The sequence below is a fragment of the Ralstonia pickettii genome (assembly GCF_000607165.1).
GTDB classification, from domain to species: domain Bacteria; phylum Pseudomonadota; class Gammaproteobacteria; order Burkholderiales; family Burkholderiaceae; genus Ralstonia; species Ralstonia holmesii.
Genome location: NZ_JFZG01000027.1, coordinates 53,600 through 74,297, shown reverse-complemented (window position 1 = coordinate 74,297; position 20,698 = coordinate 53,600). Strand labels below are relative to the sequence as shown.

At 64.0% G+C, this 20,698-nt stretch carries 15 protein-coding genes; 11 read left to right on the top strand and 4 right to left on the bottom strand.

Going from position 1 to position 20,698, the window contains the following annotated elements:
• The first annotated feature begins 261 nt into the window (after window positions 1-261).
• The 6 genes from BG83_RS0124745 (at window position 262) to BG83_RS0124720 (ending at window position 6,128) form a co-directional block, all read left to right on the top strand.
• Entirely contained in the window at window positions 262-1,623 is a 1,362-nt protein-coding gene (locus tag BG83_RS0124745) for an MFS transporter (RefSeq protein ID WP_024979274.1), read from the top strand.
• Window positions 1,624-1,791: 168 nt separating this feature from the next.
• Window positions 1,792-3,384: an MFS transporter gene (locus BG83_RS0124740; RefSeq protein WP_024979273.1), complete on the top strand. Its 1,593-nt coding sequence runs from the start codon at window positions 1,792-1,794 to the stop codon at window positions 3,382-3,384.
• 58 nt (window positions 3,385-3,442) lie between these two features.
• On the top strand, window positions 3,443-3,940 hold the full coding sequence (locus tag BG83_RS0124735; protein ID WP_024979272.1) for a MarR family winged helix-turn-helix transcriptional regulator: 498 nt from the start codon (window positions 3,443-3,445) through the stop codon (window positions 3,938-3,940).
• 29 nt (window positions 3,941-3,969) lie between these two features.
• On the top strand, window positions 3,970-4,941 hold the full coding sequence (locus BG83_RS0124730) for a magnesium and cobalt transport protein CorA (protein ID WP_024979271.1): 972 nt from the start codon (window positions 3,970-3,972) through the stop codon (window positions 4,939-4,941).
• Between the two features lie 10 nt (window positions 4,942-4,951).
• Window positions 4,952-5,509, top strand: a complete 558-nt coding sequence (locus BG83_RS0124725) for a DNA-3-methyladenine glycosylase I (protein ID WP_024979270.1) — start codon at window positions 4,952-4,954, stop codon at window positions 5,507-5,509.
• Window positions 5,510-5,582: 73 nt separating this feature from the next.
• The gene (locus BG83_RS0124720) at window positions 5,583-6,128 is read left to right on the top strand and encodes an NADPH-dependent FMN reductase (protein WP_024979269.1); all 546 of its coding nucleotides are present in this window, start codon (window positions 5,583-5,585) and stop codon (window positions 6,126-6,128) included.
• A 22-nt stretch (window positions 6,129-6,150) separates the two neighbouring features.
• Here BG83_RS0124720 and BG83_RS0124715 read toward each other — a convergent pair whose 3' ends face one another.
• A complete protein-coding gene (locus BG83_RS0124715) occupies window positions 6,151-7,377 on the bottom strand; it encodes a CynX/NimT family MFS transporter (protein WP_024979268.1) in 1,227 nt (408 codons plus the stop codon).
• A 94-nt stretch (window positions 7,378-7,471) separates the two neighbouring features.
• Entirely contained in the window at window positions 7,472-8,350 is an 879-nt protein-coding gene (locus BG83_RS0124710) for a Rossmann-like and DUF2520 domain-containing protein (RefSeq protein WP_024979267.1), read from the bottom strand.
• 154 nt (window positions 8,351-8,504) lie between these two features.
• On the opposite strand from BG83_RS0124710, the gene yddG reads away from it, so the two are divergent.
• The 5 genes from yddG to BG83_RS0124685 all read left to right on the top strand — a co-directional run bounded on the left by yddG (window position 8,505) and on the right by BG83_RS0124685 (window position 15,704).
• On the top strand, window positions 8,505-9,425 hold the full coding sequence (yddG, locus tag BG83_RS0124705; protein WP_024979266.1) for an aromatic amino acid DMT transporter YddG: 921 nt from the start codon (window positions 8,505-8,507) through the stop codon (window positions 9,423-9,425).
• A 172-nt stretch (window positions 9,426-9,597) separates the two neighbouring features.
• Window positions 9,598-9,753 (top strand): DUF3309 family protein, encoded by a 156-nt coding sequence (locus BG83_RS29035; RefSeq protein WP_004634893.1) that lies wholly within the window; start codon window positions 9,598-9,600, stop codon window positions 9,751-9,753.
• 145 nt (window positions 9,754-9,898) lie between these two features.
• Window positions 9,899-11,458 carry an efflux transporter outer membrane subunit gene (locus BG83_RS0124695; RefSeq protein ID WP_024979265.1) on the top strand — a complete coding sequence of 520 codons (1,560 nt, stop codon included), beginning with the start codon at window positions 9,899-9,901 and terminating at the stop codon, window positions 11,456-11,458.
• On the top strand, window positions 11,455-12,612 hold the full coding sequence (locus BG83_RS0124690) for an efflux RND transporter periplasmic adaptor subunit (RefSeq protein WP_024979264.1): 1,158 nt from the start codon (window positions 11,455-11,457) through the stop codon (window positions 12,610-12,612). The genes BG83_RS0124695 and BG83_RS0124690 overlap by 4 nt, the downstream gene beginning before the upstream one ends.
• Entirely contained in the window at window positions 12,609-15,704 is a 3,096-nt protein-coding gene (locus BG83_RS0124685) for an efflux RND transporter permease subunit (RefSeq protein WP_024979263.1), read from the top strand. Before BG83_RS0124690 ends, BG83_RS0124685 begins: the two co-directional genes overlap by 4 nt.
• A gap of 54 nt (window positions 15,705-15,758) precedes the next feature.
• Here BG83_RS0124685 and BG83_RS28400 read toward each other — a convergent pair whose 3' ends face one another.
• Together BG83_RS28400 and metE are read right to left on the bottom strand one after the other, a co-directional pair.
• Window positions 15,759-17,636, bottom strand: coding sequence for an ankyrin repeat domain-containing protein (locus BG83_RS28400; RefSeq protein ID WP_024979262.1), 1,878 nt, complete (start codon window positions 17,634-17,636; stop codon window positions 15,759-15,761).
• Window positions 17,637-18,253: 617 nt separating this feature from the next.
• Window positions 18,254-20,575 (bottom strand): 5-methyltetrahydropteroyltriglutamate--homocysteine S-methyltransferase, encoded by a 2,322-nt coding sequence (metE, locus tag BG83_RS0124675; RefSeq protein ID WP_024979261.1) that lies wholly within the window; start codon window positions 20,573-20,575, stop codon window positions 18,254-18,256.
• Between the last annotated feature and the right edge of the window lie 123 nt (window positions 20,576-20,698).

Genomic DNA, 20,698 nt, shown 5'->3' with positions numbered 1-20,698 from the left:
CATTCCAATGGGAGCCTTGCCTGTGCGGGTTATCCCGAGTTTCGATGGACGCGTGCCTACCCTAGCATGAAGTTCATTTTGAGAACAATTGTTCGTAATTCGAACTTCTCGCTTGTCAGTGAAGCGAAGGGATGGTGCTGGTAGAGGCGGTATGCCCTGGCCCATTCCTATGAAGCATTGACCGTCCGTTCAAGCCATAGCGCGCCTTGGAGCCTGTTAGAAGCCGGCACGGATTGTTGCGGCTTATCTCTAGGAAGCCCCATGAGTAAATCTATCGTCGACGCACAGAGCATCATCAATGGCAGCCGGTTCGGCCCGTTCCAGTGGCTTATCTTTGGGATGTGTTTTTTTATCGTCCTGTTGGATGGCTTTGACACAGCAGCCATCGGCTTCATTGCGCCATCGCTTGTGTCGGAGTGGGGCATTTCGCGCCCAGCGCTTGCCCCGGTTCTAAGTGCTGCGCTCTTTGGCTTGGCAGTGGGTGCCCTCGTCGCCGGCCCACTTTCAGACCGGATCGGGCGCCGCCTTATGTTGATCGTCTCTGTGCTGGTCTTCGGTGTCGCGTGCCTCGCATCTGCATATGCGAGCAACATCACAAACCTGACAGCGTTGCGCTTCGTAACCGGTATCGGGCTTGGTGCGGCAATGCCGAACGCAGTGACCCTGATGAGCGAATTCTGTCCTGACAAACGCCGCGCGGTCATTGTGAACCTGATGTTTTGCGGCTTCCCTCTGGGCGCCGCGTTCGGAGGGTTCTTGGCCGCCTGGATGATTCCACATTTCGGCTGGCGTAGTGTTCTCATGCTGGGCGGTCTTGCGCCGCTTGCATTGCTCTTTCTGCTGGTCTTGCATTTGCCGGAGTCTGTTCGCTACATGATTGCGAAGAGCCAATCCGTAGAGAAGATTCGCCGTACGTTGGCGAAGATCAATGTGGCCGCACACGACGCGTCATCGTTCTTCATGACCGAGCAGACCCAGGCCCCATCGGGCCAAGGCGGTATTGCATTGGTTCTGTCCCGATCCTACGTTGTCGGATCCGTCATGCTTTGGTTGGCGTACTTTATGGGGCTGGTGATCTTTTATGCCTCTATCAATTGGATGCCCATTCTCTTGAAGGAGGCCGGGCTCACGCCAAAGGCTGCAACGTTGATTTCTGCGCTCTTCCCGCTGGGCGGCATTGGTGCTGTTCTGTGCGGCGCTCTGATGGACAAATTCAACGCCAATCGGGTGATTGCGACTTGCTACGCGCTCACTGCCCTCACCGTGTATGGCATTGGTCAAGCCGTTGGCAACGTCGGACTGCTCGTTGTTGTTGTTTTTGCTGCCGGCGTTCTGATGAATACAGCGCAGTCGTCTATGCCCGCTCTGGCCGCCGCTTTCTACCCGACGCAAGGTCGGGCTACAGGCGTTGCTTGGATGCTTGGAATTGGGCGGTTTGGTGGCATAGCGGGTTCCTATCTTGTGGCAGAGCTCACTCGCCAACAAGTCGGGTTCAGCGGCATCTTCTCAATCATTGCCATTGCGGGCTTGATCGCGTGTGTCGCCCTCTTCATCAAACAGCGCGCGCTTCCGCAGAAGTTGGAGCCAGCAGGGCTTCGCTCAACCGAGATAGTCGGACACTAAGCTCCCGCTTTTGGAAGTTCCCTTCCTCAAGGAGAGCGTTACCGCGTTTTCCTGGCTGTGATAGGTCTCGACTGCACTGACGGCGCAAGCAAGGCGGCCCCGATTCCGTTAGACTATTAATTGACGCATCAATCGTTGATGCATCATTTGTATCGTCACTCCTCCGTCATGGCCGTCCACACCGCGCTCCCGCACTCCCATACCCAGGTCTTGCCGTTCAAGGAATCGCTCTTGGCGATGATCGGCATTTGCTTTGTCGTGGTTCTGGTCGCCTTCGACCAGACCGTGGTCGGCACAGCGCTGCCCACGGTGGTGGCTGAGCTGAAAGGCTTTGAGCTGTATGCGTGGGTGGCGACGTCGTATCTGTTGACGTCCGTGGTGACGGTGCCAATCTTTGGCCGCCTGGGAGATTTCTACGGGCGCAAGCCGTTTGTGATTGCCTCCATCGTGGTGTTCACGCTGGCGTCGGTCATGTGCGGCATGGCGGGCAGCATGACGTTTTTGGTGTGGTCGCGGGCGCTGCAGGGCATTGGCGGCGGCATGCTGGTTGGCACGGCCTACGCGTGCATTCCCGATCTCTTCCCGGATGCGCGTGTACGTTTGCGCTGGCAGGTAATGCTGAGCGCGTCGTTTGGTATTGCCAACGCCATCGGCCCGACGCTTGGCGGGTGGATGACGCAGGCGTTCGGCTGGCGATCGGTGTTCTACGTGAACATTCCGTTCGGTGTGTTGGGGCTGTGGTTTGCGTGGCGCTTTTTGCCGCATCTGCGTCAGAACGTGCACACCGGGCGTATCCGCCTGGACTGGCAGGGCGCGGTGCTGATCACGGTGGCGCTGGGTGCGCTGCAGTTGTTCGTGGAATGGCTGCCGCGGCATGGCCTGTCGCTGCCGCTGTTTGGTTGGCTGGTACTGTCGGCCGCGGCATTTGTGGCGCTGTGGTGGTGGGAGCAGCGTGCAGAGCAGCCGCTATTGCCGTTCGACATGCTGCGCAATCCGGCGCTGGCCGCGCTGTTCATGCTGGCGTTGCTGTCGGGCTTCTCGATGTTTGCGGTGCTGTTCTATGCACCGTTGCTGTTCCAGGGCGGGTTTGGCATGTCGCCGCAGGAAGCCGGTCTGGTGATTACGCCGCTGGTGGTGTGCATCACGCTGGGCAGCATCATCAACGGGCGCATCGTCACGCGCATTCCCAATCCCAACGCCATGCTGTATGCCGGCTTTGCGCTGCTGACAGTGGCGGTGGCCGGCATGTCGGTGTCGTCCAAGGGCATGCCGCATACGGTGCTGACGTTGCTGATGCTGCTGGCTGGGCTGGGCCTCGGTTTCGTGCTGCCCAATCTGACCGTGTTTGCACAGCAGACGGCCGGCCGTGCGCATCTGGGCATTGCTACGGCGCTGCTGCAATCGCTGCGCATGGTGGGCGGCATGGTGGGCACGGCGCTGGTCGGCACGCTGGTAAGCGAGCGCTATGCCTCGGGCGTTGCCAATGCGCTAAGCGCTGACAGCGCGATGCAGTGGCTGCGCCAGCTTGCCGATCCCGAAATTCTCATCGATCATGACTCGCAAGCCGCGTTGCTCTCGCAGTTGCATGCTGCTGGCCACGATGGTACGGCTCTGCTCGAAGCCGCGCGACACGTGCTGGTCAGTGCCATCCATATCGGCCTGATCGTGGCGACGGTGGTGGCGCTGATCGGCCTCTGGTATGTGCGCCGCGTGCCGCCCGTGGTGCTGCACCATGTCGAGCCTGTGCAACATACGGAATAGGCGAGACACGCCGGAGCGGTTAGGATGCGCGGTTCCCCAGCAATCTCAGCCCTGATCGATGACCTCTGAACGCGAACGCTTCGCCGTCATGCACCAGTTCGGCCGCACCTATCGTGCGTTCATGGCCGCCTTCGAGGCGCATGTCGGCCAGCCAATGCCGCGCTGGCGCATCCTGCTGGCGCTGCATGACAACACCGGCGGCGGCATGGCCCAGAAGCAGCTCGCCGAGCGACTGCAGATGGACCCTGGCGCGCTTACCCGCCAGCTTAAAGTGCTGGAGCAGCTCGGCTGGATTGAACGCACCACCGATGCGCGCGACAACCGCCTGACCAACGTGTCGCTGTCAGACGCAGGCCTGGCCATCGTGCTCGAATGCATGCCGCGCCGCATCGCCTTCATCAATGCCACGCTCGACGGGCTGCCGGACGACCTCGTCCACGCGCTGTCCGAAGCGCTGGCGCAAATCGAAACGCGCCTGGCCGAAGTGCCGGCGCTGGCCACCGCGGCCTCCACCGCATCCGATATCAAGACCGCAGATCGGCCCGCAGACCGCTAATGCGTGCCGAATGCGTTCCGGAGACAACCATGTCCATGGTGATCAACAGCGCGCTGTACCGAAACGGCAAGCGCGAACGTGACCTTTCCGTCGAGGCCATCAGCGACGTGCTGCACACGCCGGGCTCGTTTGTGTGGCTGGGTCTGCATGAGCCGGACAACGCCATGCTCGACCGCGTGCAGGAGGAATTCGGCCTGCACGATCTCGCCATTGAAGACGCGCGCAACGCGCACCAGCGGCCCAAGCTGGAGCTGTACGGCGACGTGCTGTTCATCGTGCTGAACACCGCGCAAATGGAGGGCGGCAACGTCGTCTTTGGTGAGACACACCTGTTTGTCGGCAGGGACTTTCTCGTCTCGGTGCGGCATGGGCCGTCGGCGTCGTATTCGCCGGTGCGCGAGCGCTGCGAGCGCACGCCGCAACTGCTGGCCAAAGGCGCACCGTTTGCGTTGTACGCGGTGATGGACTTTGTGGTCGACAACTATCAGCCGGTGCTTGAACGCCTGCAGGAAGAGTTCGAGCACATCGAAAGCCAGATCTTTGGCGACACGTTCGATCGCGCGGCCATCGAGCGGCTCTATACGCTCAAGCGCCAGCTTCTGCGGCTGCGCAATGCCGCGTTGCCCGTTGAAGACATTGCCGGCCAACTCGTGCGCCTGCATGACGACGTGGTGCCCAAAGAGCTGCGCGCGTATTTTCGCGATATTGCCGACCATGCGCACCGCGCGGTGGGCGCACTCGACGTGATTCGGGAAATGCTGACCACAGCCATCTCCGTGAACGTGGCGCTGGTGTCGGTCACGCAGAACGACATCGTGAAGCGCCTGGCCGGGTGGGGCGCTATTCTGGCAATTCCAACCGTGGTTTTCAGCAACTACGGCATGAACTTCAAGGGCATGCCGGAGCTGGAGCATCCGGCTGGGTACCCCATCGTGCTGGCGTGCACGGCCACCGCTTGCGTGTGGCTGTATCGCAAGTTGCGCAAATCGGGCTGGATCTAGGAGACACGAGATGGCGCGCTGCTGCTGGGCGGGCGAAGACCCGCTGATGATCGCGTACCACGACACCGAGTGGGGCGTGCCCTCGCACGATGATCGTCACCTCTACGAGATGCTGATCCTGGAGGGCGCGCAGGCCGGTTTGTCGTGGCAGACCATCCTTCGCAAGCGGGCGCGCTACCAGGAAGTGTTCGAGGGGTTTGATGCCGCACGCGTGGCGCGCTTCACGCCGGCACGCATCGAAAAGCTGCTCGCTGATCCGGGCATCGTGCGCAATCGCGCCAAGGTGGAAGGCGCCGTCATCAACGCGCGCAAGGTGCTGGAGCTTCAGGAAGAAATGGGTTCGCTCGACGCATTCCTGTGGGCGTTTGTCGATGGCAAGACCATCGTCAACCGCTGGGACAGCTACCGCGATGCACCCGCAGCGACTGATGCGTCCAAGGCGATGAGCAAGGCGCTGGTCAAGCGCGGTTTCAAGTTCGTCGGCCCGACCATCTGTTATGCCTTCATGCAGGCCACCGGCATGGTCGATGATCATGAAGCCGGGTGCTTTCGCGCCGGGAAGGCATAACGCTCAGGGCCCTTTTTGATGCGGCGAATGTCCGTTATTCTCGCCAGTCCCACCATTGACGGAGTCGTTCTTCATGTCGCTGAATTTTCTCGGCATTGCCGGCAGTCTGCGCCGCAAATCCACCAACCAGGGTCTGCTGCGCGCAGCGTCCACCCGCGTGCCCGCCGGCGTTGAAATGGACGTCGCCGACCTGACGGATATTCCGTTCTACAACGCCGACATTACGGACAAGCCTGCTTCGGTGGTGCGCGTGCTCGAACAGATCAGTCGTGCCGATGCGCTGGTGCTGGCCTGCCCTGAATACAACTACTCGCTGGCGCCGGCGCTGAAGAACATTCTGGACTGGGCCTCGCGCGAGCCCAACAACGCGTTGCTGGCAGGCAAGCCGGTCGCGATCCTGGGCGCGGGCGGCGGCATGGGCACGTCGCGCGCGCAGTACCACCTGCGTCAGGTGTGCGTGTATCTGGACCTGCATCCGCTGAACAAGCCGGAAGTGTTTGCCAACGCGTTTGCTGGCGGCTTCACCGCCGATGGCGATCTCACAGACGAGCGCATCGCCGGCCTGATCACCGAGCAGATGCAGGCGCTGGCCAACTGGACGTTGAAGCACAAGGCTTGAATGAAGCCTTGCAGTAGATGAATTACTCGCCGGCGTGCAGCGTGCGGTTGCGCCCGGCGAGCGAGCCCGCCACGAGCGAGGCCAGCGCAATTGCGCTGAACAGCCAGCCCATCACGGCCCAGCTGCCGGTCAGATCGTGCAGCACCCCCATGAGATACGGCCCCGCAGCGGCCATGGTGTAGCCAATGCCCTGCGTCATGGCCGACAGGCTTGCCGCCACGCGCGTATCGGCCGAGCGCAGCACGATCAGCGACAGCGCCACGCTGAAGTTGCCGCCCTGGCCAAGCCCCAGCAACACCGCCCACCACCACAGCGTTGACAGCGGCGCATATAGGCAGCCGATCAGGCCAGCCCAGCACATCAGCATCATCAGGTACACGGCGGGGCGCTGATCTCGCCCGAGCCGCGCCACGAATGGTCCGCCCAGCGCGGTAATGAGCTGCACAAGAATCGACACCGCGACCACCATGCCCGACTGCACGGCAGATAGCCCGCGGTCTTGCAGGATCACGGGCAGCCAGCCGAACACGCAATACGCCAGCGACGATTGCAGCCCCATGTAGAGCGTCACCTGCCAGGCGATAGGCTTGTTCCACAGTGACACGCGCTGAAGCCGAGTGGCTGCGCCCTTGCCGTGCGCATGCCGCATATGCGGCCACCAGCCGACAAAGGCCAGCAGCGCGGGCAGCGCCCAGAATGCCAGCGCGGGCTGCCAGCCGCCCAGCCATGCCGAAAGGGGCGCGCTGGCACCGGCTGCCACCGCGGCACCAAAGCACAGCGCCATGGTGTAGACGCCGGTCATCAGGTCAGCCTGCCGGCCGAAATCCCGCTTGACGATGCCCGGCAACAGAATGCCCGTCACGCCAATGCAGGCGCCCGCTGCCAGCGTGCCGATGAACAGCGGTGCAACGCCGCCCGCGCTGCGCAAGGCTATGCCCGCCGCCAGCGCAATCAGCAAGCCGCCCACTGCGCGTTCTGCGCCAAAGCGCCGAGCCAATACCGCGGCCGCTGGCGCAAACAAGCCCAGACACAGCACAGGCAGGGTCGTCAGCAACCCCGCCGTGGCGCCCGACAGCCCCGTGCCAGCCGCCACCTGTTTGAGCACGGGCGACAGGCTTGACAGCGCCGGCCGCAGGTTCACGCCCACCAGCACCAGCCCGACAACCAGCAGGATCAGCGCGCTGGACGACGGGCGGTCTGCAGCGTCATGCGCAGCAGGAGATGGCGATGTGTGTGGACGTTGGGACATGGCAGAACGGGCGTGCAAGCAAGCTGCCGATTGTAGGCCGCGCGCCGGATTGGTGCATGTGCGCCATCCAATGCCAATGATCCCGACTCCGTAATTACGTTGGATTAAGGCGCGCAGCGAGGTCTGCCAGCACGTCTGCGGAAGGCGCGCCGCGTTCGGCTGCCAGGGCCAGTGCACGCCTTGTGAGTGCGGTGTACAGCGCAGCGTGATCGGCGCCCAGTGCTTCCAGCGCTTGCAGGTGTTTGTCGATGATGCCGCCGTCTCCGCGCGAGACCGGACCTGCCAGTGCCCCAGCCAGGCCACGGGCGCGTGCCGCAGCCAGCGTGCCGTCCACCAGCGGCCACATGGCGGCCACAGCGGCATCACGGTCGATGCCTGCGGCCTCCCACAACGTGGCGGCTTCATGGAGTGCGCACAGCAGGAAGCTGGCCGCGTAGTTGGCTCCGGCGTGATACAGGGCACGTTGCCCGGCACGCACCTTCAACGGCGTGCAGCCGAGCCGCAGTGCAAAGCTGGCGAGCGCCGCGTCGTGCGGCGCATCGGCGTCAATGGCGATGGAGGCGCCGCCCAGACGTTCGGCATCGTCCGGCAAACCGGCAAACAGAAACAGCGGGTGAAAGCTGGCGGTATCCGCGCCGGCTTGGCGGGCGACGTCCAGCAAGTCGCGCTCGCCGGCACCGCTGCAGTGGATGACGAGTTGGCCGGGGCGCCAGCGGATGTTATCGATCACGCCCGGGATGGCGTCATCCGGCACGGTCACGAACACCCAGTCGGCGCTATCCGCCACGCCTTGCGGGTCGACCGCCTTCGCGCCTGTGGCTTGCGCGAGCCACGCGGCGGGCCCGGTCGAGCGGTTGGCAACCGCCACGGTGCGTACGCCCGCACCATGCGCCCGAGTGGCCAATGCCCGAGCCAGCCGCCCCGCGCCGATCCAGCCCACCGAGACCGGCGTTTCGATTGCAAAAGACGTCATGGCAAACCTCGATTTTTCATGGCCTGCATCTTATAGCGAAGCCACTTCAGGTGATCGGGCGGTACGGCCGGTAAACTGCACGCCTTCGCCTGCAGCGTTGGGCCGCGCGCGAACAAACGGTTTTTAGGTGGACATGTCAGTGCAGGCAGGCGTTATGCAAAGCAAAAGTAGGGCAACCCTCATCGGGCTCATCGCGGTGCTGTTGTGGAGTTCGATCGTCGGGTTGATCCGGGGCGTGAGCCAGCATCTCGGTGCCGTAGGTGGCGCTGCCATGATCTATACCGTCGCATCGGTGCTGTTGATATTCACCGTCGGCTTCCATAATTTGAAGACGTTTCCGCGGCGCTATCTGGTGTGGGGCAGCCTGTTGTTCGTGTCGTACGAGCTGTGCCTCTCGCTGTCGATCGGTTATGCCAATAGCGGGCGACAGGCGATCGAGGTCGGCATGGTCAATTACCTGTGGCCGACGTTCACGATGCTGTCTGCCATTGCCTTCAACAAGCAGAGGGCGAATGCCCTGATCATGCCGGGTGTCCTTGTTTCCATCCTCGGGATTTGCTTTGTGCTGGGCGGTGAGCAGGGGCTGGACATCGCCGGCATGGCCGAGAACGTCAAGGACAACCCGCTCAGTTACGGACTGGCGTTCACGGGCGCGGTGATCTGGGCGGCGTATTGCACCGTCACCAGCCGGATTGCCGAGGGCAAGAACGGTGCAACGCTGTTCTTCATTCTGACGGCGCTGGCCCTGTGGATCAAGTTTTTCGCCACGGGCGGCGGGGCGATGCATTTCAGCGTGTCGGCGCTGGTCTACCTTGCGTTGGCCGCGTCAGCAATGGGCTTCGGTTACGCGGCCTGGAACGTCGGCATCCTGCATGGCAACGTCACGGTGTTGGCGACCGCGTCGTATTTCATCCCCGTGTTTTCTGCTGCCTTGGCCGCTGCGCTGTTGCACGCTCCGCTTTCGTTCGCGTTCTGGAAGGGCGCATTGATGGTGGTTGCCGGGTCGATCCTGTGCTGGCTTGCGACGCGTGGCGGTCGTGCAAAGACGTTGTCTTCGCCCAAGTCTTCCGCCTGACATAAGAACGGCCGCACGCGGGCATCCGCAGTGTTTAATATCCGCAATTAACTGCCAGGATTTTAAAAAAACCGCAGATATAGCCAGCACAGGAACGGGGCGTGCTAGATGCCGGGTAAGCCGCTGCGCCACGACGGAACGGCGGCATACCAACACAGAAACAGGAGGCATCATGTTGAGCACCATTCTCATCATCGTTCTCATCTTGCTGCTGATCGGCGCGCTGCCGTCGTGGCCGTACAGCCGGGGTTGGGGCTACGGGCCGACGGGCGGGCTTGGGCTGATCGTGGTGATCGTGGTCATTCTTGTGCTGCTGGGCTATATCTGACGCCACGATTGACGTCGATGGGCGCGTGGTTCTGAGCATCGCCTGACCGGTTGCCGAGGGGTTGGCTGAGCACCGTAGCGGGGCGAGTGTCTTGCAGACGCTTGACTGGGCATAATCCCAGCTGCGTTCCCGAAGGACACTTCCCATGAAGACAGGTCGACACGCCGTTAGCCGCGCGCCCGGCGGTCGTGCCCGATTCGCTCCGCTGATGCTGGCCCTGGTGCTGGCCGGTTGCGCGGTCGGGCCCGATTACCACACGCCGCCCCTGAGCGGCACCGAAGCCCCGCAAGCTTGGCACGTCACGCTGCCGCACCACGGCAGCCGCATGGCGCTGGCGCACTGGTGGGAGCAGTTTCACGACCCCGTGCTGACTCAATTGGTGGAGCAGGCAGACGCGACCAGCCCGACGATCGCGCAAGCGGTCGGCCGCGTGCGCGAAGCGCGTGCGAGCGTTTCCACCAGCCAGGCGGGGCTGTTGCCGCAACTGAAAGGCTCAGGCTCAGCCACGCGGCAGGGCGGGTTTGGCGGCAGCCAGTTTGCCGGCGGTGCGGGTGGGGTGTCTGCGGGGGCGCTGAATCCGACCCTGGGTTTGGGCACGATCACCACCTTGGCGGCGCAGGCCGATGCGTCGTGGGAGATCGATCTCTTCGGCGGTAAACGCCGCAGCCTGGAAGGTGCCGATGCGCGTCTGACTGCCAGTGAAGCCGACTGGCACGACGCGCGCGTATCGCTCGCCGCCGAAGTGGCCAATGCTTATTTGCAGCAACGCGAGTGCGAGGCGCTGGTCAACATCGGCGCGGCAACGCTGTCGTCCCGGCAGGAAACGCTGCAACTCACTGAACGTAAATTCCGCGCGGGCTTTGTCGCGCCGGCTGATTTTGCACAAGCGCAAGCCACGGTGGGCGATGCCCTCAATGCGCTGGAAGGCCAGCGTGCGCAATGTGCGCAGGGCATCGACAAGCTCGTCACGCTCACCGGCATGGATCACGATGCGCTGAACGGGTTGCTGTCCAAGGCCAGCGCGCAGATTCCGGCACCGCCCGATGCGGGCGTGCCCGATGTGCCGGCGCAGGTGCTGTCGCAACGGCCGGATGTGTCGTCGGCAGAGCGCGCGGTTGCGGGAGCAAGCGCCGATATCGGTGTGGCGGTCGCGAGCCGTTTGCCGTCGATCACGCTGGCGGGCACCATCGGCATCAATTCGTACCGCCTTGGCGGGCAATCGTTGACAAGCAAGTCCTGGTCGTTCGGGCCGTCGGTGTCATTGCCGATCTTTGACGGCGGCACGGGCGCGGCGCGCGTGGAAACGGCGCGCGCCCGTTACGACCAAGCGCTGGCCAGCTATCGCAGCAAGGTGCGTCAAGCGGTGCAGGAAGTGGAAGATGCACTGGTGCGCCTGGACGCTTCCGACCGCCGTGTCGACGCAGCCACGATGGCCGATGCCCAATACGCAAAGGTGCTGGAAGCGTCCAACGCCCGCTACCGCCTGGGCGCGGGCAGCCTGCTGCAGCTGGAAGACGTGCGGCGTACGGCGTTGCAGGCTTCGCAATCGCTGGCAGCCGTCAAGCTTGAACGCGCGCAGGCCTGGGTTGCGTTGTACAAGGCCGTGGGCGGCGGCTGGCGCGACGACGCACCCAACGCTTATCCCGATAACAAGACCACTGCGCCGACCGCACAGGGCCGCGCGCATACCGGAAGCGCTTCATGACAGGACAACGAGTTTGGATGGCCGCGCTGGCCGTGATGCTGGCCGGCGCGCTTGCTGCGTGCGGCAAATCTGCGGAGAGCAAGAACAAGGAACAGCCGCCTGCCAAACCGGCGCTGGCCGTCAACGTTGCGCATCTGGCGCAGCACGTGTGGCCCCGCGCCGCCACGGCCAGCGGTGCCGTGCAGCCGTGGCAGGAAGCCAGCATCGGCGCCGAGGTGAACGGGTTGAAGCTGGCGGAAGTGCTCGTCAACGTGGGCGATGTGGTCAAGCAAGGCCAACTGCTTGCGCGCTTGTCGGATGAAACCGTGCGCGCCGACGTGGCAGCCCAACGCGCCAGCCTGGCCGAAGCCGAAGCCTCGGCCGCGCAAGCTGCCGGCGAGGCCCACCGTGCGCATGAACTCGACAAGAGCGGTGCGATCAGCCAACAGGATCTGGTCCAGTACGACACGCAGGCCAAGACTGCGGCTGCCAAGCTGGCCGCAGCACGTGCGCAGTTCGAGAGCCAGCAATTGCGCTTGCGCTACACGCGTGTGGTCGCGCCGGACGACGGCGTGATCAGCGCACGCTCGGCCACCGTGGGCGCCGTGGTGTCTTCCGGCACCGAACTCTTCAAGCTCATCCGCAAGAACCGCCTGGAATGGCGCGCTGAAATGCACGGCGACGTCCTGCCCCGCATCCAGCCCGGCCAGACCGCGCGCCTGCGCCGCATGGATGGCGGCGTGGTGAAAGGCCGCGTGCGCCAAGTCGCCCCCACTGTCGACGCCAACACGCGCAATGGTCTCGTCTATGTCGACCTGCCGCCGGAAGCTGCAGCCTCAGGCGTAAAGGCGGGCATGTATCTCTCGGGCGATGTGCTGCTGGGCGATGCGCCGGCCGCGACATTGCCGGAGACCGCCGTGTTCTCACGCGATGGCTACGACTACGTGATGGTGATCGGCCAGCAAGGCCGCGTGCGGCAGACCAAGGTGACCGTTGGCCGCCGCCAGGACGGGCAAGTCGAAATCGTGCAAGGCATCGGCGCGAATGACGGCGTGGTCGCTGCAGGCGCGGCATTCCTGAGCGATGGCGATGTGGTGCGTGTGGCCGCTGCCGGTGCAGCCTCCGCGCCCGCGGCACCAACCACAGCGGCGGCCGCAGCCGGAGCCAAGCCATGAACTTTTCTGCCTGGGCGATCCGCAAGCCGATCCCGTCGATCCTGCTGTTCATCCTGATCACGGTGGCGGGGCTGGTCTCGTTCAAGATGCTGTCGATCCAGAACTTTCCCGACATCGACTTTCCTGCCGTATCCGTGACGGCCAGCCTGCCGGGCGCCACGCCCACGCAGATGGAAACCGAAGTCACGCGCAAGATCGAAGACAGCATTGCCAGCATCGGCGCGATCAAGCACATCACGTCCACCATCAACGACGGCAGCTCGACCACGATGGTCGAGTTCCAGCTTGAGAAGGATGTGCAGGAAGCCGTAAACGACGTGCGCGATGCGGTCAGCCGTATCCGCGCGCAGCTGCCGTCCGACGTGCAGGAGCCGGTCATCTCCCGCGTGACATTCGCAAGCCTCCCGGTGCTGACGTACGCCGTGGAAGCAACCGACATGGATGCGGAGGACCTCTCCTGGTTTGTCGACAACACGGTCAACAAGCGGTTGCTGTCGGTGCACGGCGTGGCCAAAGTGACGCGCCAGGGCGGTGTGGACCGCGAAGTGCGCGTCCAGCTCGACCCGGTGCGCTTGCAGGCATTGAACGTTTCAGCGGCAGACATCAGCGCGCAAGTGCGCGGCATGCAGCAGGAGGCGCCGGGTGGGCGCGGCAACATCGGTGGGCAGGAGCAGGCAGTCCGCACGCTTGGCACCGTGAAGAGCGCGCGTGAACTGGCGCAGATGGACATCCCGTTGTCGGACGGCCGGCGCATTCGCTTGTCAGATGTTGCTGACGTGCGCGACACGGCGGCCGAGCCACGCCAGATGGCGCTGTTCGACGGCAAGCCCGTCGTCAGCTTTCAGGTGTTCCGCTCACGCGGCGCGAGCGAAATCTCGGTGGCCAAAGGTGTGCGCGACGCGCTGGCCGCATTGCAGGCCGAACGGCCCAATGTGCATGTGACCGAGGTCTACAACATGGTCAAGCCGGTGTCGGATGCGTACACCGCGTCGATGCACGCGCTGTACGAGGGCGCCATCCTGGCGGTGATCGTCGTGTGGCTGTTCCTGCGCGATTGGCGGGCCACGTTCGTGTCGGCGGTGGCGCTGCCGCTGTCGATCATCCCGACCTTCGCGGCCATGCAGTTGCTCGACTTCACGCTCAACGGGATCACGCTGCTGGCGCTCACGCTGGTGGTCGGGATTCTCGTCGACGATGCCATCGTGGAGGTGGAGAACATCGTGCGCCACCTGCGCAACGGCAAGAAGCCGTTTGAGGCCGCCATGGAAGCGGCGCAGGAAATTGGTCTGGCCGTGGTGGCGACGTCGCTCACGCTGGTGGCGGTGTTTCTGCCCACGGCCTTCATGGGCGGCATCTCGGGCAAGTTCTTCAAGCAGTTCGGGTGGACGGCTTCGCTGGCGGTGCTGGCCTCGTTGCTGGTGGCGCGGCTGCTCACGCCCATGATGGCCGCCTACATGCTCAAGCCGCAGGACGAACCCAACCGCGACGGTTGGGTCATGACGCGCTACCTGCAAGCGGCACGCTGGTGCCTCGTGCACCCGTGGAAAACGGGCGGTATGGCGGCGGCGTTCTTCGTCGTGTCGGTCGCCATCATCGGGCTGATTCCGGCGACGTTCCTGCCGCCCGAAGACTGGGCGCAGCTTCAGATGACGGTGGAAAGCCCGCCCGGCAGCACGATCGCCCAGACACGCGAGAACACCGAGCGTGTGCGCAAGATCGTGATGCAGCACAAGGAAGTCCGTCACGTCTATACGGCCATCGGCTCGGGCGTGATGGCCGGCGTGCCGGGCTCCAGCGGCGGCGAGGTGCGCAACGGCACGCTCACGATCTCGCTCACCGGCCGGCATGATCGACACATCAAGCAGCAGGACGTCCAGCGCCAGTTGCGCGAAATGCTGGAAGGCGTGCCGGGCGTGCGGATCTCGTTTGGCGCCGTGGGCTCCGGCGAGCAACTCCAGGTGGTGCTGACTGGCGACGACCCCGCCACGCTTCAGCAGGCCGCACGCGATGTGATGCGCGATCTGCGGACCGTGCCGGGGCTTGGTGCGGTGACCTCGTCGGCGAGTTTGCTGCGGCCCGAAGTCGTCATCCGCCCCGACTTTGCGCGCGCTGCGCAACAAGGGGTGACAGCCGCCGCCATCGGCCAAGCCGTGCGCGTGGCAACCGCCGGCGACTACGACGTCAACCTGCCGAAGCTGAACCTGCCCGAGCGGCAGGTGTACATCCGTGTTGAACTTGATCCGAAGGCACGCAACCAGATCGACACGATCCGCCAGTTGCGCGTGCCGGGCCGCAATGGCGCGGTGCCTCTGGAAAACATCGCCGATATTTCCATCGGCAGTGGCCCGGCGCAGATCGACCGCTATGACCGCAGCCGCAACGTCACCATCAGCGTGGGGCTGGAGGGGCGGGCGCTGGGCGATACCAACATGGCGGTGGAGGCGCTGCCGTCCATCAAGAACTTGCCGCAAGGCGTTCGCCGCATTGCCTCCGGCGACGTGGAGGGCATGCAGGAGCTGTTCAGCAGCTTCTTCCTCGCCATGTTCGCGGGTGTGCTGTGCGTGTATGCGGTGCTGGTGCTGCTGTTCCACGACTTCACGCAGCCGGTGACGATTCTGGCGGCGCTGCCGCTGTCGGTGGGCGGCGCGTTTGGGCTCTTGGCGCTGTTCGGCTTCAGCTTGTCACTGCCGGCGTTGATCGGCTTGCTGATGCTGATGGGCATCGTGACCAAGAACTCGATCCTGCTGGTCGAATACGCCATCGTTGCGCGGCGCGATCTCGGCATGTCGCGCACCGAGGCCATCATCGATGCCTGTCACAAGCGCGCGCGCCCCATCGTCATGACCACGGTGGCCATGACGGCCGGCATGGTGCCGATGGCGCTGGGTCTGGAAGGCGATGCGGGTTTTCGCGCGCCGATGGCCGTGGCGGTGATCGGCGGCCTGCTCACTTCCACGCTGCTGAGCCTGCTGGTGGTGCCGGTGGTGTTCGAGAAGGTGGATGACTTCAAGGAGTGGACGCTGCGCAAGTTCCGTGGCGTGCGCCATCACGGGCACAGAGCTGAGCCTGTACCACAGCAGGAGCAGCGTTAACGGCAGCGTCGCCCATGCCTCACGGAGACCGGCGAAGCGACGGCCATCGGAGCGCTACACGGCAGCGTCTCCGTCTTCGGCAATCGATTCCATGGGGCGGCGGCCCCGCCGTGCCACGGCGGGCAGCGTCGCGGAGGTCAGCACCGGACCTTGTTGTCGCGTCCAACGCGGCGCGCGCATGGCATCGAATGCCGGGTTGTCCATGACTGCATTCTCGTGATCAACCGAAAAGCGCGAAAGTGCAGCCGCAAACTGCGTTGCGTCTGCGTGATAGCCGAGTCCGGGCGGGCCGCTGGTTTGCGGACGTTTGCCGTTGTGCCCGTCGGTGTCGGTCAAGCCGAGCTTGAGCTGTACGAGCCCCGGATACCGGTAACCGCCCGGGCCCTTCATGACGCCCATCAGCCCGCGATGTGGCGCCCGGGCATAGTCCAGCGTGAGTGCCACGCCACGGGGTTTGCCGTAATCGACATCGAGCGGGCCGCCCTTGGTGGCGCGGCGGCCCTGGTTATTGTTCAGGAGTTGCGGATCCAGCAAGATCATGGACGGCTGCTTGGGCAGCAGGACACGGCTCTCAACCGTCGCACGAAAGCTCTGCGCCATGGCGCCGCCCATGGAAGCGCCAGAAATGAAATCCAGTTCGACATGGTTGGGCCGGGACAGAATCTTCGCGAACAACTCACCCGCCCGCTTGGTCGCACGATCAACATCGCCAATCCGGCCGAAGGCGCTGCTGATGTCTTGGCGCACATCCCGGAAGTTTTGTGTGCCGCCGAAGAACATGCGCAGGCGCTGCGGCCCTTCGGTGTCGTTGGCGGACGCAGGCTCCAGCGCAACACTGATGTGGGCGATTCTCATGGCGTTGATCAGTTCTGCGTGCTCGCCCTCTGTCAGGGCTTCGGCCAGGGCGGGATGTTCCAGCGCTGAAAGACCGTAATTCCGGAAGTTGCCGCCGATTTCCTTGGCAAATTTCGAGAACGTCTCGCGTATGGCGTCCCGCTGCTGGGCGCGCACGTTCACGTCTTCCGACGACAGGGCGCCGAATCCCAATGCCTCGGAAAGCGCACTGGCGTCCCGGTCAGGCAATTCGTCGAACGTGCGCAGCGCGTCGTGGACGAGGTTGATCTTGTGCCCCGATTTCAGATCGTTGATTGCCGGCGTGGCCGAGCGCGCTCTCGCTGGCGACAGCCGTACGTCAGGCTCCACCCGCAACTCGGCCAACGGAGTCGCGATCTGCTCTGAGCGCCGCGTATTGGCCGCTGCCGCGCCGGTGGGCAGTGGCTTTCGGTCACGAAGGTTGCCGATCAAGGTCTCGCGTTTGGCAAGTTCCAGAAACGCCTTTGCCGCCACGCCCGTTTTGGGGATGGTGTCTGGCGACCCACCAAATCGCATCGTCAACACGCGCGCGAATGTGCGGCCTGCTGCGTTCGGGGTGCGCAGATCAGGGTTATGCGCCAGCATGGCAAGCACCGTGTCTTTGTTCGCTGCCTGGGCGAGTCGCATGACAGCCGTATTGCCGCGCGCATCGCGGGCATCGATTGGCGCGCCCGCACGGACGAGCAGATCGACGGCTTGCGCAAAGCGCGCGTTAAACAGCGGCGTTGCGCCTTGATTGTTGGTTGCGTGCACATCGGCACCGGCTTCGAGCAATTGCTCCAAAAGCGCGATGTCGCGTCCTGCCACGGTATGCAGTGGCGTATTGCCAACGCTGTCCTGCGCGTTGACATTCGCGCCGTGCGCGACCAGCGCCTTGGCCAGCCTGAAGTTGTCGCAACCCAGGGCGCTCACGAGCAGCGGGTCGCCATGGTGGTCAACGGCATTTACGAGGTCGGGATGCTTCGCGAGAATTTCGTCAAGCCGCTCAGATGAAAAGTCGTGCTGCCACACCATGTCGAGCACCTCTGCACGATGCTCGGCCAGGTGCAGGAAGGTCATCCCCCAGCCGTCACCAAGCGGAATCGATGGTGCAGCGCCCTTGTTCTCTGGCGACGTTGCGGAAGCCGCTTCTCGGCGGCTCGTGCTTGGCGACCACTGCGCGCCCGAGCGAATCGCCTTGATTGCGTCGTGCAGTTCCGGGTCGGCGGACGTGTGCCCAACAGCCTTTGTGCTGCTTGTAGAAGCGGCGCTGATGGCAGGCGGTGTTCCTGTGTGCCTGCGTGCGGGCAGCCGGCTAAGTTGAGGCGAAGCTTTGCGAGCGCTGCGCCCCGTGCTGCTGCTCGTCTGCTCCGGCATCTGCCGGGCGTCGGCCACGCGGTTTGTGGGCGCAGACGAACCGAGCCAAGAGCGAACAAGGGAGACCGGGCTTTTCATGGGATCGTCCCATCGATATTAGAAAACACGAATCACTGGATTCAATGGTGTTTTCTGCACGTGTCAGCCGCGTACCGCAGTGCGAAACGGTGAGTGCGTGTGCGAAGGGATGGTGCCTTGTTGGTTGACATTGGCACCGCTGCGACAGCCTTGTGGAACCTGGCGCACGTTGTTGCAAGGGATGACGAAAAAAAACGCCAGCTGGATGGCTCCAGCCGGCGTCTTCTGGGAACGCGCAACAATCAGGCCGATGCGGTTTCAGCCTGAGCACGCTGGCTGCCAGCATGCACCGCGTTCGCATGCTTGGCACGCAGGCGGCGCGTGGCTTCCACCATGCCTTGCAATGCCGCTTCCACTTCCGGCCAGCCGCGGGTCTTGAGGCCGCAGTCGGGATTCACCCACAGGCGTTGCACCGGTACGACCTGCGCGGCCTTGTCGAGCAGCGCTTCCATCTCTTCCACACGCGGCACGCGCGGCGAATGGATGTCGTACACGCCCGGGCCGATCTCGTTGGGGTACGCAAACTCGCCAAACGCGTCGAGCAGCTCCATGTTCGAGCGCGAGGTCTCGATGGTGATCACGTCGGCATCCATCGACGCAATAGCCGGAAGGATGTCGTTGAACTCCGAATAGCACATGTGCGTGTGGATCTGCGTGTCGTTGCGCACGCCGGAGGCCGACACACGGAACGCGCGCGCCGCCCATTCGAGGTAGCCCGGCACGTCAGACGTGCGCAGCGGCAGGCCTTCACGGAAGGCCGGCTCGTCGATCTGGATGGCGGCAATGCCAGCGGCTTCCAGATCGCACACTTCGTCACGCAGGGCCAGGGCGATCTGCAGTGCGGTTTGCTCGCGCGGCTGGTCGTCGCGCACGAAGGACCATTGCAGCATCGTTACGGGGCCGGTCAGCATGCCCTTCATCGGCTTGGCGGTCAGGCTCTGCGCGTACTTGGACCACTCGACCGTCATGGCTTCGGGGCGGTACACGTCGCCATAGATCACGGGCGGCTTCACGCAGCGCGAGCCGTAGCTCTGCACCCAGCCGTTGGCGGTGAAGGTGTAGCCCCACAGCAGCTCGCCAAAGTATTCGACCATGTCGTTGCGCTCGGCTTCTCCGTGCACGAGCATGTCGAGGCCCAGGGCTTCCTGGCGGCGCACGACGTCGGTAATTTCGGCGCGCATGCGTTGCAGGTAATCCAGTGCGGGCAGTTCGCCGCGCTTGTGCTGTGCGCGTGCCTGGCGAATCTCCGCCGTCTGCGGGAACGAACCGATGGTGGTGGTCGGCAGCAGCGGCAGGTTCAGGCGGGCTTGCTGCGCTTCAGCGCGGGCAGCATAGGGCGCGGCGCGGTCCGCATCTTCTGCGCGGATCGCGGCCACGCGTTTCTTGACGCTTGCGTTGTGCACGCGGCGCGATTCGGCACGCGAGGCGATGGCGGCGCGGTTCTCATCGAGCGCCTTCTGCACGACAGCCGGGCCTTCGACGAGTGCAAGCTTGAGGATCGCCAGTTCATCCAGCTTCTGGCGCGCGAAGGCCAGCCAGCCCTTGAGTTCGTCGTCGAGCTTGGTTTCGGCAGACAGGTCCACCGGCACGTGCAGCAGCGAGCAGCTTGGCGCCACCCACAGGCGATCGCCAAAGGCTTCGGCCAGCGGAGCCACGCGTGCCAGCACGCGTGCGAGATCCGAGCGCCAGATGTTGCGGCCATCCACCACGCCAACGGAGAGGACCTTGTCTGCAGGCCACGGCGCGAAGGCGCCAAGCTGTTCCGGTGCACGCACCAGATCCAGGTGCACGCCATCGACCGGCAAGGCTTTGATCAGTGCCGCGTGGTGGGAAGCGGCTTCAAAGTACGTCGCAAGCAGCAGCTTCGGGCCCTTGGCGGCGGTCAGCGCCTGGTAAGCGGGGCTGAATGCATCGACCCACGCTTGCGGCAGATCCAGCACCAGCGCAGGTTCGTCAATCTGCACCCATTCCACATTCAGGGCGGCCAGGCGCTGGAGCACGGCCGTGTAGGCCTGCAGAACCTGCGGCAGCAGGGCGAGCTTGTCGTTCAAGCCGTTGCGCGCCTTGGTCAGATGCAGGAACGTGACCGGCCCCACCAACACGACCTTCACGCGGTGCCCAGCGGCCTGTGCTTCGCGCACTTCATCGAACAGCCATTCGGTGCCGGGGCCAAAGTGCAGGTCCGGCGTGAGTTCGGGCACGAGATAGTGGTAGTTGGTGTCGAACCACTTCGTCATCTCCATGGCTGCATGGTCGGCATTGCCGCGCGCGAGCACGAACGATTGCGCCAGCGTCAGTTGTGCGGCGTCAAAGCCATAGCGTGTGGGAATGGCGCCGAGCAGCGCGGCCGTCTGCAGTACCTGGTCGTACCAGGCGAAATCGCCCACGGTCACAAAGTCGAGGCCCGCATCGCGCTGTGCCGTCCAGTGGCGCTCGCGCAAAGCGCGGCCGGTGGCGCGCAGGTCGTCTTCGGACGAAGCGCCTTTCCAGAACGATTCAAGGGCGAACTTCAGCTCGCGTTGTGCACCGATGCGCGGGTAGCCGAGGGTATGGATGGTCGTCATAGTGGTCGCAGGAGAGGCGATTCGTTTTTCAGTCCTGCGATGATCGGCGACCCTATGTCATGAATCAAATGATATTATTTTCGATAAAGTTGAATCGTATTCATACATTGGAAGCCGCACCAA